Annotated in this window: 12 protein-coding genes and 1 tRNA gene; 3 read left to right on the top strand and 10 right to left on the bottom strand. The window is 44.4% G+C overall.

Going from position 1 to position 15,899, the window contains the following annotated elements:
- Positions 1–221 precede the first annotated feature (221 nt).
- Positions 222–1,838 carry a SusR family glycan utilization regulator gene (gene susR, locus IE165_RS09600; RefSeq protein ID WP_229826487.1) on the top strand — a complete coding sequence of 539 codons (1,617 nt, stop codon included), beginning with the start codon at positions 222–224 and terminating at the stop codon, positions 1,836–1,838.
- A 65-nt stretch (positions 1,839–1,903) separates the two neighbouring features.
- Here the strand turns inward: susR and IE165_RS09595 are convergent, their stop codons facing one another.
- The 10 genes from IE165_RS09595 to IE165_RS09550 all read right to left on the bottom strand — a co-directional run bounded on the left by IE165_RS09595 (position 1,904) and on the right by IE165_RS09550 (position 13,635).
- Positions 1,904–3,256 (bottom strand): sigma-54-dependent transcriptional regulator, encoded by a 1,353-nt coding sequence (locus IE165_RS09595; protein ID WP_189626393.1) that lies wholly within the window; start codon positions 3,254–3,256, stop codon positions 1,904–1,906.
- Positions 3,257–3,468: 212 nt separating this feature from the next.
- Positions 3,469–5,202 carry an ATP-binding protein gene (locus IE165_RS09590; protein WP_189626392.1) on the bottom strand — a complete coding sequence of 578 codons (1,734 nt, stop codon included), beginning with the start codon at positions 5,200–5,202 and terminating at the stop codon, positions 3,469–3,471.
- Positions 5,202–6,323, bottom strand: a complete 1,122-nt coding sequence (locus IE165_RS09585) for a sensor protein KdpD (RefSeq protein ID WP_189626391.1) — start codon at positions 6,321–6,323, stop codon at positions 5,202–5,204. Before IE165_RS09585 ends, IE165_RS09590 begins: the two co-directional genes overlap by 1 nt.
- Before the next feature lie 64 nt (positions 6,324–6,387).
- On the bottom strand, positions 6,388–7,470 hold the full coding sequence (locus IE165_RS09580; protein ID WP_189626390.1) for a porin: 1,083 nt from the start codon (positions 7,468–7,470) through the stop codon (positions 6,388–6,390).
- A 106-nt stretch (positions 7,471–7,576) separates the two neighbouring features.
- Positions 7,577–8,140 (bottom strand): K(+)-transporting ATPase subunit C, encoded by a 564-nt coding sequence (locus IE165_RS09575; RefSeq protein ID WP_189626389.1) that lies wholly within the window; start codon positions 8,138–8,140, stop codon positions 7,577–7,579.
- A gap of 12 nt (positions 8,141–8,152) precedes the next feature.
- Complete coding sequence (kdpB, locus tag IE165_RS09570) at positions 8,153–10,162, bottom strand: potassium-transporting ATPase subunit KdpB (RefSeq protein ID WP_189626388.1); 2,010 nt, start codon at positions 10,160–10,162, stop codon at positions 8,153–8,155.
- 18 nt (positions 10,163–10,180) lie between these two features.
- Positions 10,181–11,881, bottom strand: coding sequence for a potassium-transporting ATPase subunit KdpA (gene kdpA, locus IE165_RS09565; RefSeq protein ID WP_189626387.1), 1,701 nt, complete (start codon positions 11,879–11,881; stop codon positions 10,181–10,183).
- A gap of 179 nt (positions 11,882–12,060) precedes the next feature.
- Positions 12,061–12,138 (bottom strand): potassium-transporting ATPase subunit F, encoded by a 78-nt coding sequence (locus IE165_RS18640; protein ID WP_189626482.1) that lies wholly within the window; start codon positions 12,136–12,138, stop codon positions 12,061–12,063.
- Positions 12,139–12,217: 79 nt separating this feature from the next.
- Positions 12,218–12,607: a DUF7674 family protein gene (locus IE165_RS09555; protein ID WP_189626386.1), complete on the bottom strand. Its 390-nt coding sequence runs from the start codon at positions 12,605–12,607 to the stop codon at positions 12,218–12,220.
- 954 nt (positions 12,608–13,561) lie between these two features.
- Positions 13,562–13,635, bottom strand: a tRNA-Ile gene (locus tag IE165_RS09550).
- Positions 13,636–13,722: 87 nt separating this feature from the next.
- Here IE165_RS09550 and IE165_RS09545 point away from each other — a divergent pair.
- The gene (locus IE165_RS09545) at positions 13,723–14,352 is read left to right on the top strand and encodes an HAD family hydrolase (RefSeq protein WP_189626385.1); all 630 of its coding nucleotides are present in this window, start codon (positions 13,723–13,725) and stop codon (positions 14,350–14,352) included.
- Positions 14,353–14,509: 157 nt separating this feature from the next.
- Positions 14,510–15,754, top strand: a complete 1,245-nt coding sequence (locus IE165_RS09540) for a PQQ-dependent sugar dehydrogenase (protein WP_189626384.1) — start codon at positions 14,510–14,512, stop codon at positions 15,752–15,754.
- Positions 15,755–15,899 lie beyond the last annotated feature (145 nt).

Genomic DNA, 15,899 nt, shown 5'->3' with positions numbered 1-15,899 from the left:
AACACACAAAATGCTATTTATCAAAATATTACAATTTTTATAAATGGTTGATTTGGTAAACTTTCTGTAGCATATTTGAACAGTACATTCGGGGTTAAAACCCAGAAAACCGAGATTTGATCGTCAAAAAAATAGCAATAAAATGGATGCGTTATTGAAAATTTCCTGCTTTTTATCTACCTTTCAAATCAGATCTATTGTAAACCTTTTGATTGTTTTTCGTGAAAAAGCGACTGCTAACCCATACACTTATTCTTCTATTCTCTTTGCCAATTTTAGGTACGGCGAAAGATCCGACTATCGATTCGCTTCTTCATGTTCTAGATCAAGCTATTAAAGATCGGAGCGTATACACCAAGCAGAAGGAAGATCAAATCGACAGTTTGAAAAATCTCATTTCCAAAACAATGTCAGCCACAGAACGCTTACGTTTGCAAAATGACCTCATCTCCGCATATCAGTCTTTCAAATGTGACTCGGCATTGGTTTACATCCAGAGAAATATCGATCTAGCAGCCTCCGTTAACAATCATCACTTATTGCTAGAAAGCAAATTGAAATCGGTGTTTGTGTTGGCAATGTCCGGCCTTTTTACACAAAGTCAGGATATGCTAGATTCTATTTCATACAATAGTTTGCCTACGCATTTGAAAATATTTTATTGCTGGAGCATTATTCGCTATAATGAAAACCTGATCAAATACACAGCAAATGATGAATACACTACATTTTATAAGGAAGAGAATTACCGGTATCGAGATACGCTGATCCATCTACTTGGTAAAGGATCGGATATGTATAAAAAAGAAAAATCATTCCAGCTATTGGCAAAGGGTTCCTTTGCAGAGGCCGCAGATATTCAATCGCAGTTGTTTGCGAATGAACGGCCGGGCACGCATGGTTATGCCATGTCGGCCATGGCCCTTTCTATCGTTTACGAGGAGCTTGGAAACGACCGCCTCAAAGAGTATTACCTATTATTGGCAGCAATTACTGATGTTAAATTAGCTGTAAAAGAAAATGAAGCATTGCTGGAATTGGCAATATACTTGAAAAACCACGGTGACACTGACCGCGCTTATACCTATATCAATGTAGCGTTGGAGGATGCTAACTTTTTCAATTCTCGCTTTAGAAATGCGGTAATAGCTAGATCGCAGCCGTTGATACAAGCGACGTACCTGCATAAGATTGCTCAACAAAGTGAAAACTTACGACAATTTGCAATAGGTTTGAGTATCCTTGTATTTGGGCTTATGTTAACCTTATACTTTCTGTACAAACAGATAAAAAAGGTTTCTGAAGCTCGACAACATCTTAAAGTAGCCAATGAACAACTTACACTTGTCAATATTCATTTGGATGAAGCGAACTTAATTCGTGAGCATTATCTTGGTCATTATATTAATCAATGTGGTATTTATCTAGATAAGCTTGATGAATTCAGAAAAAGTGTCCAACGAAAAATCAAAGCTGGACAGATTGAAGACCTTCAACGCATGAACATCTCTAGTCGTGCGCAGCAAAGAGATGCAGAGGAACTGTATGCTAGCTTCGATCGATCATTCTTTCAGATGTATCCCAATTTTCTAAAAGAATTTAATACCTTACTGCGTCCCGGTGAACAATATCATCTAGAAAAAAACCGGCTAAGCACAGAGTTAAGAATCTTTGCATTGATGCGGCTAGGAATTTCGGACGTAAACCAGATAGCACTTTTTTTGAAATATTCCATTCAAACTATTTACAACTACAAAAGTAAAGTGAAAAACAAAGTGCTGCCAGAGATCGAAAATTTTGAGGAGAAAGTCAAGCAAATAGGCGCCATTAACAAATAAAATCTCGAAAGCTAACCTTATTATTTCATAGGCCCAATGCAAGATGGTCTCTCTCTTTTTTCAGGTTATAGTTTATTCAAACCATATTCCTCTATTTTACGGTAGAGCGTGGACAGACCAATCTGCAACAGTCGTGCTGCTTCGGTTTTATTGCCGGAAACAAGACCAAGCACCTTTTTTATATGTTTCTTCTCGACCGTGGAAAGTGCAAACATGGTAGATGTTTCATCAATTTGTCCCGCTTCTTCCAAGATTTCCATGGGAAGATCTCGCGTATCCAACAAATCATCATCTGCCAAGATCAGACTGCGCTCGATTACGTTTTTCAATTCACGTATATTTCCTTTCCATTGATACATTTTCAAGGAATTTAGGAATTCATCCGATATAGCGGGGCTTTTCTTGCCGATTTTCGCGGCGAATCCGCTTGCAAAAGACCGCACCAGCTCATCGATGTCCTCCACCCGATTGCGTAATGGCGGCAAGACAAGTTGAAAGGTCGATAATCGATAAAAAAGATCCATACGAAAACTACCTTTCTGGATTTCCTGTTCCAAATTCCTGTTCGTCGCAGCAACAATGCGAATATCCACTCTGCGAGGCTTTGTCTCACCGATCTTTAGATATTCACCCGATTCTAAAAGCCGCAATAGCTTAGCCTGTAAATCGCCCCCCATCTCACCGATCTCATCAAGAAACAAGGTCCCTTTATGTGCTTCCTCGATGAGTCCTTTCTTATCCCCCTGTGCTCCGGTAAAGGATCCTGCACGGTAGCCAAAAAGTTCACTTTCCAAAAGTTCCTTGCTAAAAGCCGAGCAGTTAATGGCGACAAACTGCGCATCACTACGCTTACTTGCGAAATGCAAGGCATTCGCGAAAACCTCTTTTCCCGTTCCTGTTTCGCCTAACAACAGCACCGAAGTATCAAGAGGAGCCACTTTGCCGGCTAGTTCTATCGCTTTTTTTATTGCCGGCGAGCTGCCCAATACGTTATCAAAAGAATATTTTCTAAAAGCTCTATTCTCTAGGTGAGCCACGCGTTTAGCCAACTTGACCTTTTCCGCTGCACGACCGATCAGGGGCAATATCTTATTGTTGTCATCCCCTTTGGTAAGATAGTCAAAAGCTCCATGTTTTATCGCCGAAACGCTATCCGGAATATTGCCATGCGCAGTGAAAAGAATCACCTCCGCCAATGGCAAGCTCTTTTTTATCTCCACGATAAAGTCGACACCATTACCATCGGGCAATTTAACATCGCAGAGTATTACGTCAACATCAACCTGGGCGATTTTGTTTCGAGCCTCCGCCAAAGAGCCAGCTTGAAAAACCTCGTAACCATCGGCTTCCACGGCAATAATTCGCGACACTAGCGTCCTTAATTTATCCTCATCATCCACAATAAGAATTTTGCTCATTCTTTTATTTTTATTCGATTAAAATTATGCCCCGTCCAATGTTTCCTAGAAGAGCAAGTGCATCAACATGCCAAAACAAGCTTAGAAAACGTCGTGAAAAGTAATCATTGAAAAGGAATTATTGTCTAAAAAATGCGAACAAATTTTCTATTTTTAATAAAACTCGATCTTTACTTTGATGCTACTCGATCGTGCCTCATCAGATCAATTAACTAACCGACGCCTTTCAACGCAAAATAAAAGACACACCCTGCACCATATTCACTCTTAACGCCAATCATCCCTCCCTGCGCTTCTATAAATTCCTTGCTAATTGACAGTCCTAAGCCAGTTCCCCCTTTTTTGGCTCCAGGTATGCGGAAATATCGCTCGAATACGCGGTCCAGATATTTGGGTTCAATACCTTGTCCTCGGTCAATGACCGAAAATATAACCTTTTCGTTTACACGTCGAACCTCTATGTTTACGGATGCATTTTCGTACGAATAGCGAATCGCATTAGAAACAAAGTTGGTCAGCACCCATGCTGTCTTTTCATCATCTGCGTATACTTGGTCTAGCCCCGGCTCGATATTGACCAGCAGATCGATGTTTTTCTGGACAGCTGCCGACCGATTTGCGTTAACCGCATATGTTATGATCGGAACAATTTCAGATGGGTGCAGATTAAGTTGGATCGATCCACTTTCCAATTGCGCCATATGGAGTAGCTCACCGGTGATACCCAGTAGACGTTCTGTATCTTCGCGAATACCGTTTACTAGATCCTGCTGTTCCTGATTCAATGGACCTACACGCTCATTCTCCAACAAAGTGACACCCATCTGAATGGAAGCGATCGGTGTCTTAAACTCATGCGATACCGTTCCAATGAAATTGGTCTTAGCCAAATCCAGTTCCTTAAAGGGCGTAATATTTTTCAGAAGCACGACATGCCCAATAGACTGAGCGTTTCGTTCACCGGTGGGTACGACATGTATATCGATGATCTCCTTTTCAAAATAGCTTTCTTTATTATCCGCATAGATCTTCATTGCTGCACGATCCAGCTGCTGCGCATTGTCTTTTCCAACGATGTCTTGGAAAACATTCCGAACGAGATCATTGCCCATGGCGATCTCCTGCACCTTCTTCCCTAAGATTTCTTCAATCTTCAGGCCTGAAATTTTTAATGCCTCATGGTTGGCGAAAATAACCTGCTCACACTCGTCAAGTCCAAAGACAGGATCATGCATCTGCTCAATGAGAGCCTCGATACGCTTTTTGCTGCGCAGAAGCTTATCCAACTTGCTTTCTGTATATTCCTCCAGTTTTTCGGCCATGCTGTTAAATGAACGCGCAAGCTCTCCAAACTCATCGTGCCGTTCAAAATGCACACGCTCGCGATAATTTTGGTTGGCTATCTCTCGAATACTGCCGGTCAATTCTTTGATCGGATTAGCAATGGCGGGAGGCAAATTGATAAGCAATGTAAAGGCTACAACAAAACCCAGCGTACCTGCGAAAGAGATCACAATGATTGCGGTGTTCGCATTCTTTTCGGCAATCTTTTCTTTACGACCTATAGACTCCATGTTAATATCCAACAACTCACCTAGATCACGGCGTATAGCCGTTTTTACCTTTATGCTGCTACTGTCCTGCTGCAACGCTAAAAAATGTTGTGCAAGCGTACCTGTAGTTTCCTGTTCACCTTCCTCAGTGATATTGGACAATTGCTTTTGCAAATACTTCTCAAACCGGGGAAAAGCCGTCGGATCCTCCGAAAGATCTTCCAAAGCGCCAAGCATGCCGCGCACATGTTCTAGACTACTATAATTGGAGGCAAGAATGTTAGCCGTGTCTTTCTTTAGTCTGTTAAAATACCAGCCGCTCAGTGCCGACAGCATGAATATGACCAAGAACAGCATGCCGATGCCAATGGTCAACTTCGTTTTTATTTTCATTACGATAAAATTACCAAATCTATATTGTCACTAGACAGCTTGTTCAGAAGCGTCCGAAAGGTATCGGTAGCCATAATAACCTTGGCCAGGTTCAGGTGGGGTTTGCCAATACATACCGTCGTTATCTTCCTAAGCTCACATTGCAGCATAATCTCTCGAGCCACCTTTCTACCCTCCACCTTGATGATCTCTGCGCCCAGTTCGGTAGCCAGTTTAAAATTATTTATTAAATGGCGTTGTTTATCTAGTGCGATACGATCGACACTTTCCTGCGGCTGCTGCACATAAAGCACATACCAGTTACTATTATAATAACCTGCGAGTCTTGCCGTTTTCCGGATAACCGTTTTTGCAGTAACTTCATTGGAACTGATGCAAGCCAAGAAGCGTTCCTTTTTCATGAATCGATGTTGAACGACCTCTGTCTCTACTTTGCGCTGTACCTGCGACGCTACTTCCTTCAGTGCAAGCTCCCGAAGCTGCAGGATATGTTCATTCTTAAAGAAATTTTGTAGCGCTTGGGCGATCTTGGACTGTTCATAGATTTTCCCCTGCTTGAGCCTTTCGATAAGTTCTTCGGCCGTAAGGTCAATATTGACCACTTCATCGGCCTGATCGACAACCTTATCGGGAATGCGTTCGGCAACAACGACTCCGGTAATTTCGCGAACTTCCTCGTTCAGACTTTCGATATGTTGGATGTTGACCGCACTGATTACATTGATACCGGCATCCAAAATCTCCATGACATCCTGCCAGCGCTTTTCATGCTTGCTGCCCTCAATATTGGTGTGCGCCAACTCGTCCACGATAACTACTTCGGGACGCAACCGGATCACGCCCTGCATATCAAGCTCCTCCAGTTCCTTCCCTTTGTAAAAAAGCTTGCGACGGGGTATGCTCGGAAGCCCGTCCAGCAAAGCGTGTGTATCTTTTCGCCTATGCGTTTCGATGTAGGCAATACGTATATCGATTCCATTGCGAAGAAGGCTATGTGCCTCCTGTAACATGCGGTAGGTCTTACCAACCCCGGCACTCATGCCGATATAAAGCTTGAACTTTCCTCGCTTTGACTTTTTGATAAGATCCAAAAAATGCTCGGGATTCCTTCTTTCGTCCATGCTGTTGTTTCAATTAATAATACCCTCCATGGCAAAACCAGAGAGGGTATGGATAAATATACGATTAAAAACGTATCGCCAAGGATGTAATGGCCAAGGTATTTTCCCTATTCCGTGCACCATCCCGATCGATAAAGATCCGGTCTTCACTATGTAATGTTTTTACTTCGGTACGCCATACCAAATTCGGCATAATCTGGTAGTCCAGATTCAACGAACCTCCAAAAGTCTGGAAACCGTTCTCCGAATCGGTAGCCACGATGACCTGGCTTTTATCATGATAATATTCGCCACGTGCTGCGATACGAACACGTTTACTCGGTGAGTATTTAGCAATCAATACCGGGGAATACCAGCTGTTGTAATCGCTACTGCCTTTCTCTTTCTGCTGCGCACCGATATCGAACCCGGCGACGAGCGCAAACTGGTTGCTCAAAGTAAACTGACCGTAGAAATTGTGGAAATAGCGCATCAAGCGGTTTTCATCGGGCATGTCGTTACCAATGAACGAACTGCTGTTTAGCGTTACACGATCACTCGGACGGAAGGTCAATTGGTGTCCGAAGGCCGGTGTCGAATTACCATCCACACGTTGTATACGTTGCCAGCCGTTCAGGATCAGCAATGCCATATCCCATTTACCATCGGGCGAACCATAGAAAAGCTTTGCTCCCGTTTCAAAGTAGGGCGAGTTGTCTGCCAGCATACTGCGGGTCAAGGTAAAGCAATCCGCAGCGATGGCACTCTCAAAACCGATGTGCGAAGGCAGGATACCTGCATCCAACCACAGGTTGTGATTTTTTGATAATTTAAAACCCACGTTGGCTTGATATATATTTTTTAAAACGCCGGGTTCGGCTGCATAGTTAGCATTCATGTACGAACCGACACCTACACCCAAATTGGCGCGAACATTGTCTTTCTGAAAATTTGCTTTTAGTAGCCCCAAGTTAACGCTAAACTCATTGTTCCTGTTGTGGCTATAAACAAAACCCGGACGGGTGTTTTTCTGCGGATTACGAAAATCCTGTTGGTAATACAGCTCTGCATAACCCGAGATTGTCAATGGATTGGTTTCTGTTTCTTGGGCACAAAGACTCCCTGTTACTCCGGACATCACTGCCAGGAGCATTGCGATTTTTTTCATTCTCTTAAAAAATTAGTACGTATGGTATATAGACATCGCTGGGAATCGCTGCGCACCTGTAGCATGCTGCTTACTGGTTGCGCAGCTTCCAGCTTGATTTATCCGGCTAGCCCTTTATTTTGTCCAAGGCAAGATTTAATTGCAGCACGTTGATACGCTTCGTTCCGAAGATACCCCATAGCGGCGGTTCGATGTGCCGGTCAATTAATTTGTTGACCGACTCGAGGTTCAAGCCACGGATCTTTGCGACACGCTGCGCCTGCACTTTAGCACCTTGCACCGATATATGCGGATCAAGGCCGCCACCACTGCTGGTCACCAGATCCGACGGAATCTCCGGCTTGGTAACGTCGGGGTTGTGTTCCAGAAAATGTTCTATGCGAGCTTGAACTTCGGCCAAATGCTCCGGGTTACTAGGTCCAAGGTTACTACCGCCCGAACCCGCTGCATTGTAATCTACCGCCGATGGACGCGACCAAAAATATTTGTCCTGCGTGAATGCCTGTCCCACGTTGACGTGGTATTTCTTACCATTTTCCTCGATCGTAAATCCTTTGCCTTGGCCGGGAACAAGTTGTGCTACGGCCCAAACAGCCATAGTATACACCCCACTGAAGAAGACCAAACATACGAGTGTCAACCGCAGGGCCTTTGTGATATTTGTTTTCATTATATGGTACGTTTAAAAAAATACGGAAATCGCGATATCTATCAATTTTATACCCACGAACGGAATCAGCACGCCACCGAGACCATAGATGAACAGGTTTCTGCGCAATAGCGCACTCGCACCGATCGGTTTGTAGGCCACCCCTTTTAAGGCCAGTGGAATCAACATCGGAATGATGATCGCGTTGAAGATAACAGCCGACAGGATAGCACTTTGCGGGCTGTGCAGGTTCATCACGTTCAGGCCTTGCAAGGCCGGAATAGCCGTAATGAACAGCGCCGGAATAATTGCGAAATATTTGGCTACGTCATTGGCGATACTGAATGTAGTTAGTGTACCACGGGTCATCAGCAGCTGCTTTCCGATCTCCACCACTTCGATCAGTTTGGTTGGGTCATTATCCAGATCCACCATATTTCCGGCTTCCTTGGCCGCCTGGGTGCCACTATTCATGGCAACGCCCACATCCGCCTGGGCCAGTGCCGGTGCATCGTTCGTACCGTCACCCATCATCGCTACCAAACGGCCTGCTGCTTGTTCCTTCTTAATGTAGTTCATTTTATCTTCTGGCTTGGCCTCGGCGATAAAATCATCCACACCTGCCTTTTCGGCGATAAACCTCGCCGTTAAGGGGTTGTCTCCGGTAACCATCACTGTTTTGATCCCCATTTTACGAAGACGTTCGAAACGTTCATGGATGCCCGGCTTAATCACGTCCTGTAGCTCAATAACACCCAGCGCCTCGTTGTTCTCGGAAACCACCAGTGGCGTACCCCCATTTTGGGAAACAGCTTTCACCCGTTCTTCAAGCTCTGCTGGGAAAGAGTTACCGGCGTTTATCACGATGGCACGAATGGCATCGGTTGCACCTTTACGGATGCTGCTTCCCGAAAAGTTGATACCAGAACTGCGCGTCTCGGCGGTAAACTTCACAAACACGGGATCAGGCGTATTAAAACTAAGCGGATCGACACCGGCAAGTTCGATCACCGACTTCCCTTCGGGCGTTTCATCAGCCATCGAGCTTAGCACGGCAGCGCGAACCAATCTATCCACATCCACTCCCTGGGCAGGATGGAAATGCGTAGCCTTCCGGTTACCGATGGTGATCGTCCCGGTTTTATCCAATAGCAGCACGTCGATATCGCCCGCTGTTTCTACCGCACGACCGCTTTTTGTAATCACATTGGCGCGCAATGCCCTGTCCATACCCGCAATACCAATCGCCGATAGCAAACCACCGATGGTCGTCGGGATCAAACAGACAAAGAGCGAAATAAAGGATGCGATCGTGATGGTCACCTTAGCATAATCCGCAAAGGGTTTTAGCGTTACCGAGACGATGATAAACACCAGGGTAAAGCCTGCCAATAATATCGTCAAAGCGATTTCATTGGGTGTTTTCTGGCGGCTAGCACCTTCCACAAGGGCGATCATCTTGTCAAGGAAACTCTCCCCGGGCTGCGTGGTCACCTGTACCAAGATACGGTCTGAAAGTACTTTTGTACCACCCGTAACGGAGCTTTTATCCCCGCCGGCTTCCCGAATAACCGGTGCCGATTCGCCCGTAATCGCGCTCTCGTCGATTGTAGCCAAACCTTCGACAATCTCTCCATCGGAAGGGATAATCTCGCCAGCCTCACACACGAATACATCACCTTTTTTCAACTGGGCAGAAGAAACCGTGCTACCATCACGCAATCTTGCAGGTGTTTCTTCGCGCGTTTTGCGCAGACTGTCGGCCTGCGCCTTACCACGTGCTTCCGCTATTGCTTCCGCAAAATTGGCGAATAAAAGTGTTAATAGAAGGATCAGGAAGACCGTAAAATTATAGCCGAAACTACCTTGGGAACTATCGCCCGATAGGGTCCACAGACTGACCGTAAGCATCACCAGCGTTCCAATTTCTACCGTGAACATCACGGGATTGCGGAACATAATCTTAGGGTCCAGTTTGACAAAGGATTGTTTCAGCGCTAGCTGCACCATATCTCGCTGAAACAAGGATTTATTTGTATTCATGTTGGATTTCTATTTTAATTATTTCATGGAAAAATATTCGGCGATGGGCCCTAAGGTCAATGCCGGGAAAAAGGACAGCGCCGCAACGATTGCAATAACCGCAAAAGTCATCAAACCAAATGTTGCCGTATCGGTTTTCAGTGTTCCGGCACTTTCTGGCACGTAGCGCTTAGCAGCAAGACTGCCCGCGATGGCAACCGGACCTATGATCGGAAGGTAGCGACAGATAAACATGATAACACCACATAGGATATTCCAGAATGGCGTATTATCACCTAAACCTTCAAAACCGCTACCGTTGTTCCCCGCCGAAGAAGTTACCTCGTAGAGCATCTCACTAAATCCGTGATAACCTGGATTATTCAACCAGCCGGCATAGGTTGCGGGATCTCCTGCGTACAGATGGCTTGCCAGTGCTGTTCCGCCCAAAATCATAAGTGGGTGCAAGAGAGCAACGATCATCGCAATCTTCATTTCCTTGGCCTCGATTTTTTTACCTAGAAATTCCGGTGTCCTGCCTACCATTAGCCCACTAATGAAAACAGCAAGGATAATGAACACATAGAAATTTAGGAAACCTACCCCCACACCGCCATAGAAGGCGTTGACCATCATGCCCAGCATGGTGAAAGCACCGGAAAGTGGGGTCAAACTATCGTGCATGGCGTTCACCGATCCATTACTGGTTACGGTAGTATTGATCGCCCAATAGGCAGATGCCGCTGCACCAAAACGCACTTCTTTGCCTTCCATGCTTCCTAGCGGATGTTGTATGCCCATATCCGCAATGGCCGGATTACCCTGCATTTCCAAACTTACCGTTGGCAGTAACAGCAGCACAAAACCAACCGTCATCACCCCATAGATCATCCACGACAGCTTCTTGCGCTTAAGTACGTAACCTAGGGCAAAAACCATAGCTATGGGAATCAGGAAGATAAAAACTGTTTCTACGATATTGGTAAAGTAATTTGGGTTTTCCATCGGATTGGTAGAGTTGGCACCGTAGAAGCCACCTCCATTTGTACCCAACTGCTTGATGGCGACAAACGCTGCGACCGGCCCCCCGCTTACCTGTTGCTCTACACCTTCCACCGTGGTGATCGTGTCTTTTCCTGCAAAGGTCATCGGTGTACCGTTAAGCAATAAAAGCACAGCACCAATAAAGGCAATAGGTAACAATATACGCGTGCTGGAACGCACAAAGTAGCTGTAGAAGTTACCTAAGGTGGTAGAAGTTCGTTCTTTCATCGCGGTAAACACTACCCCACAGATTGCAATGCCCGTTGCCGCACTAATGAACTGCCAAAGCATAAGGGTCAGCTGTCCAAAATAAGACAGCCCAGTCTCACCAGCGTAGTGCTGCAGGTTGGTATTGGATACGAAACTTGTCGCCGTATTGAAGGCCAGATCTGCAGTCATGGAAGGGTTCTTGTCTGGGTTAAGAGGCAACCAGCTCATATTGGTTAGCACAAACATGGAGATCACAAACCAAAGTAAATTAATGGTCAGTAAAGCTCCCAAATGTTGCTTCCAGTCCATTTCTTTGGACGGGTCTATACCGCCAAGTTTAAAGAAAAGCTTATCCAGCGGATTGAATAATCTATCCAGCCAAGTAGCCTCATAATTGAAAATTTTGCCAATGTAACGTCCTAATGGTATGGCTAGCGCCACCACAAGAACATACATAAGTGTAATTCCTAAAATTTCTGTGTTCATTGTTAATATAACTATTTAATTCATTAATAATTGGGCATTAGTAAGCCGAAATGGAAATCATGCTGTAAAACTTTGCCGTCACAACGATGATGATTGCGATCAGAAATAATCCAAAAAAGGTGGATACGCATCCAATATTTGATGTTCATTTTCTTTAATCTTTCCGACCTTTCCATGGACTAAAATTTCTCTGGTCTGATCAGTACATAGCCTATGTAGACAAAGACTAGTATTGCGACAATAAATAATGCGATCATGTTGTTAATCTGTTTTAAGAGTATGTTCGTTAATACCGCTGTTTGATATCTGTAAGGCGCGCGGCATGTGTCAAAAAGCTTAATTTTTAAATAGAATAGACAGGTTGCCCAGCTTATCCACGATCGTGCTCAAATACCCCGCCCGCAGACAGGCCGGAAATAGGGTCATGTGCAAAGCCAAGCTTCCGGGACTTTCCTCTAATGCAATGGGAATTAGGAACTCATTCTCGATCGCATTGCAGGTGTATTTATCCCCTTCCTGATAAAGAAGGTTAACCACCTTGGCGATATCTTCGATCTTTTCCAGATCTTCTTCCTTATTTCCACGGATACCCTCACAGCACATCGCCGCCAACTCGTGCAGAAGAAGATAATTCAGTAGAAACTCCTCTTTTATTCCTTCCGTACTTATACGTTGCATGGCATCGGGAATCCAAAGCTGGATTGTCTTCGCTATTTTAGTTTTCATTTTAAATCTTGTCAAAAAAATCTATTGCTTTAAAAAACAACCAGAAGCTTACCAAGCCCACCAAAACCAATACGATAGTTACCATAATTTCTAAATATCAATTGCAAACGTGTTTAATAAAAGCTCCAAGAACCATCATTACGGTAATCGCAACGATCAGTAGGTGATAAGACTTCAACCATTTTGGGTACGAAGGCGGATCTTGCGCCCACCTCCAATTGACTTTATAATTTTTCATTTTACCAATTTTGAAATCCGTTGATGCCAAAGACGTACCAATTAAAAGAATGAATTCATAAAACACTGAACAACTTGGTTTTACGTAAATAAACAACGGTTAACTAGCTAATAAATCGATTCATTTTGGGAATAATTTTTCCCGATTTGGGAAGAACTAAGTCTAGATTGCCATGCTATGGGTATCAAATGGTCCAGTGTCATAGCAACTACTTCTACGAAAAATCGAAATTTATAATCCCGTCAAGGCAGCATACGAGCGTTATTCATTGCGTTTCGATTCTGATATAAATAACTATTGAAAACGATAGCAGCAAAGGCGTAGCTATTATCATACAGCAGCAAGTTTGATTATCACTAATTGATCAGGTATCTCGTAGAATCAGTTTACTTATTCTTATCCCGACGCACTGCGTTCAATTATACGAAATAAGGGATCTTAAATTTGGAGACTTTTAATTAATTATTTCTTGACTACATAGGGTTCTGTGTCAAGGTCCTTTCTCAATCTTTTGCGTCATAAATAAGTTTTGAAGGTATAATTGTCATCGAGGTTGATCCCGTAAAAGCGTTGTAACACTTTTACGTGAAGTTCAAAAAAATCTATGTAAATCACACCGAATCGCGGTTTGCTTTCCGATGTAGGGCAAGTGGTTCTAAAGTGGCCTAAAAAGCGAAAAAGCCGCTATTCTTTAAAGAAAAGCGGCTTTTATTTTGTGCGCCCACCTGGGCTCGAACCAGGGACCAAAAGATTATGAGTCTTCTACTCTAACCGACTGAGCTATAGGCGCGGTTATTTTTATGTCATCAAAAGTTCGCTATTACGTCGTTTTGACGATGCAATTATCGATATTTGCGGTGAGAAAACAAAATTTTACATGCAAAAAATTAAAAATATTATTCTCGATTATGGCAACGTTATCTTCATGATAGACTTTACTCTTGTGAAGGCTGCGTTTATGTCGTTGGGTATCAAAAATGTAGATGAATTTTTCGGGCATAGGGCTCAAGACGCACTTTTTGATGACTTTGATAAAGGCTTGATTAGCGCCTCCACCTTCCGCGATGGCATCCGGCAACGTGCCGGTCAACCCGAGCTAAGCGATGCGGACATCGATGCGGCCTGGAACGCGCTACTGATAGGCGTGCCGCCCGGAAAACATGAGACCCTCTCCTACCTTAACGTCAAGTACCGCACGTTCCTGTTGAGCAACAATAACGAAATCCACTATCGGTATTGTATGCAGCATATTCAAGATGTTTACGGCGTTGCCGATAACAGCGTATTTTTCGAGAAGACTTTCTATTCGCATGAGATGGGACTACGCAAACCCGATGTGGCCATCTTTCAAGAAGTCATACGCCAAACAGGTATGGCTCCCGATGAAACCCTGTTTATTGACGATAGCCCACAGCATCTTCAATCGGCAACAACGCTTGGGTTTCACACCGCCTTGTGTAGCAGCGATGAGCCTTTGGATTATTGGGTGGAAAAGTATGCTCTTTAAAAACAAGCGTAACGTATATATTTCGCATTAAAGACCAAAGAACCACCTATTTCAACAATAAATCAGCAACTTAGCCAGCTTTTTTGCAAAAAATCAAAACAAAAAATCGTATTTTGCATTAAATTTCCTAAACGAAATCAAACTAAAGAAGAGATTTATGAAAAAGACATTTCCCGTCTTCCTGTTATCATCTGCAACCCTACTCGTGGCAGCATGCAATAATAGCGCAGCAACCAAAAATACGGAGCAAGCTGGCTCAACGGATAGTATCTATCCAGCTGTGGAGAAAAACAAGGCAAATACGGAATACAAACCCGCTTTTGAGGGGCAGACACGTGCCGCTGGTGCAAAAACAGCCACGCCATACGAAAGCAAGGTGGTGACCGACAAGTTGAAATCACCATGGGGCATTGCCGTATTACCAGATAACCGATTGCTGATTACCGAGAAAGAAGGCGACCTTCGTATTGTTTCAGCGGATGGAACACTCAGTGAAGCTATCGGCGGACTTCCGAAGGTAGATGCACAAGGGCAAGGTGGGTTGCTCGGCATCACACTAGATCCGGATTTTGCCACAAATCGTATGGTATATTGGGTTTTTTCGGAACCCGTAGCAGGTGGCAACCATACTGCCGTAGCAAAAGGGCGATTGGCTGAAGATGAAAAAAGTATCGAAGCGGCCAAAGTAATCTATCAGGCGTTGCCGACCTACGATGGCAAGCTGCACTACGGTGGCCGTATAATCTTTGATAAGGCCGGCAATTTATTGGTAAGTACGGGCGAGCGCTCCGACTTGGAGACACGTCCACAATCACAAGATCTAAAATCTGCGCTAGGTAAGATTGTACGCATAACTAAAGATGGAAAACCTGCCGAGGGCAATCCTTTTGCGAGCGATGCCAACGCACGCCCCGAAGTATACAGTTATGGCCATCGTAATGTGCAGGGCTTGGCCGTACATCCAGAAACAGGTGATCTTTGGGAAACGGAGTTTGGCCCAAGAGGTGGTGATGAGCTAAACCGTGTCGAAGCAGGCAAGAACTATGGATGGCCAATCATCACTTATGGCCTGGAATATAGCGGTAAAGAGATAGGTAATCCACCGATACAACAAAAAGAAGGCTTGGAGCAACCAGTATACTATTGGGATCCGGTGTTGTCGCCAAGTGGCATTGTATTCTATACCGCCGATGCCATACCCGAGTGGAAAAACAACTTATTTATCGCTGGGCTAAGCAGTACGCATATTGCGCGTATAGTGATCAAAGACAATAAAGTAGTGGGCGAAGAGCGTCTTTTAGATCGTGAAGGCCAGCGCTTCCGCGATGTTGCGCAAGGTAAGAATGGCGAAATTTTTGCCATCACCGATGCTGGGCGCCTTTATACCATACACAAAAAATAAATCGCATCGTTTATACATCAAGAGGGCGTTCAAAAGGATGCCCTCTTTTTCGTTTACAGACATCTGAAACTCAGCATGCCGTCCCATATTTCCCCTCACTCCCCCGCTTTTTGGCATATGAAAACGTATCATCTATACGCCTCAG

It is taken from the genome of Sphingobacterium griseoflavum, assembly GCF_014653155.1.
Lineage (GTDB): Bacteria > Bacteroidota > Bacteroidia > Sphingobacteriales > Sphingobacteriaceae > Sphingobacterium > Sphingobacterium griseoflavum.
The sequence above is the reverse complement of the archived record's forward strand: the minus strand, read 5'-3'. Positions and strand labels throughout refer to the sequence as shown.

Coding starts and splice junctions, on each gene's coding strand:
- IE165_RS09595 (WP_189626393.1), bottom strand. CDS start 3,256: ATGAGCAAAATTCTTATTGTGGATGATGAGGATAAATTAAGGACGCTA.
- IE165_RS09590 (WP_189626392.1), bottom strand. CDS start 5,202: ATGAAAATAAAAACGAAGTTGACCATTGGCATCGGCATGCTGTTCTTG.
- IE165_RS09585 (WP_189626391.1), bottom strand. CDS start 6,323: ATGGACGAAAGAAGGAATCCCGAGCATTTTTTGGATCTTATCAAAAAG.
- IE165_RS09580 (WP_189626390.1), bottom strand. CDS start 7,470: ATGAAAAAAATCGCAATGCTCCTGGCAGTGATGTCCGGAGTAACAGGG.
- IE165_RS09575 (WP_189626389.1), bottom strand. CDS start 8,140: ATGAAAACAAATATCACAAAGGCCCTGCGGTTGACACTCGTATGTTTG.
- kdpB (WP_189626388.1), bottom strand. CDS start 10,162: ATGAATACAAATAAATCCTTGTTTCAGCGAGATATGGTGCAGCTAGCG.
- kdpA (WP_189626387.1), bottom strand. CDS start 11,881: ATGAACACAGAAATTTTAGGAATTACACTTATGTATGTTCTTGTGGTG.
- IE165_RS18640 (WP_189626482.1), bottom strand. CDS start 12,138: ATGATCGCATTATTTATTGTCGCAATACTAGTCTTTGTCTACATAGGC.
- IE165_RS09555 (WP_189626386.1), bottom strand. CDS start 12,607: ATGAAAACTAAAATAGCGAAGACAATCCAGCTTTGGATTCCCGATGCC.
- IE165_RS09545 (WP_189626385.1), top strand. CDS start 13,723: ATGCAAAAAATTAAAAATATTATTCTCGATTATGGCAACGTTATCTTC.
- IE165_RS09540 (WP_189626384.1), top strand. CDS start 14,510: ATGAAAAAGACATTTCCCGTCTTCCTGTTATCATCTGCAACCCTACTC.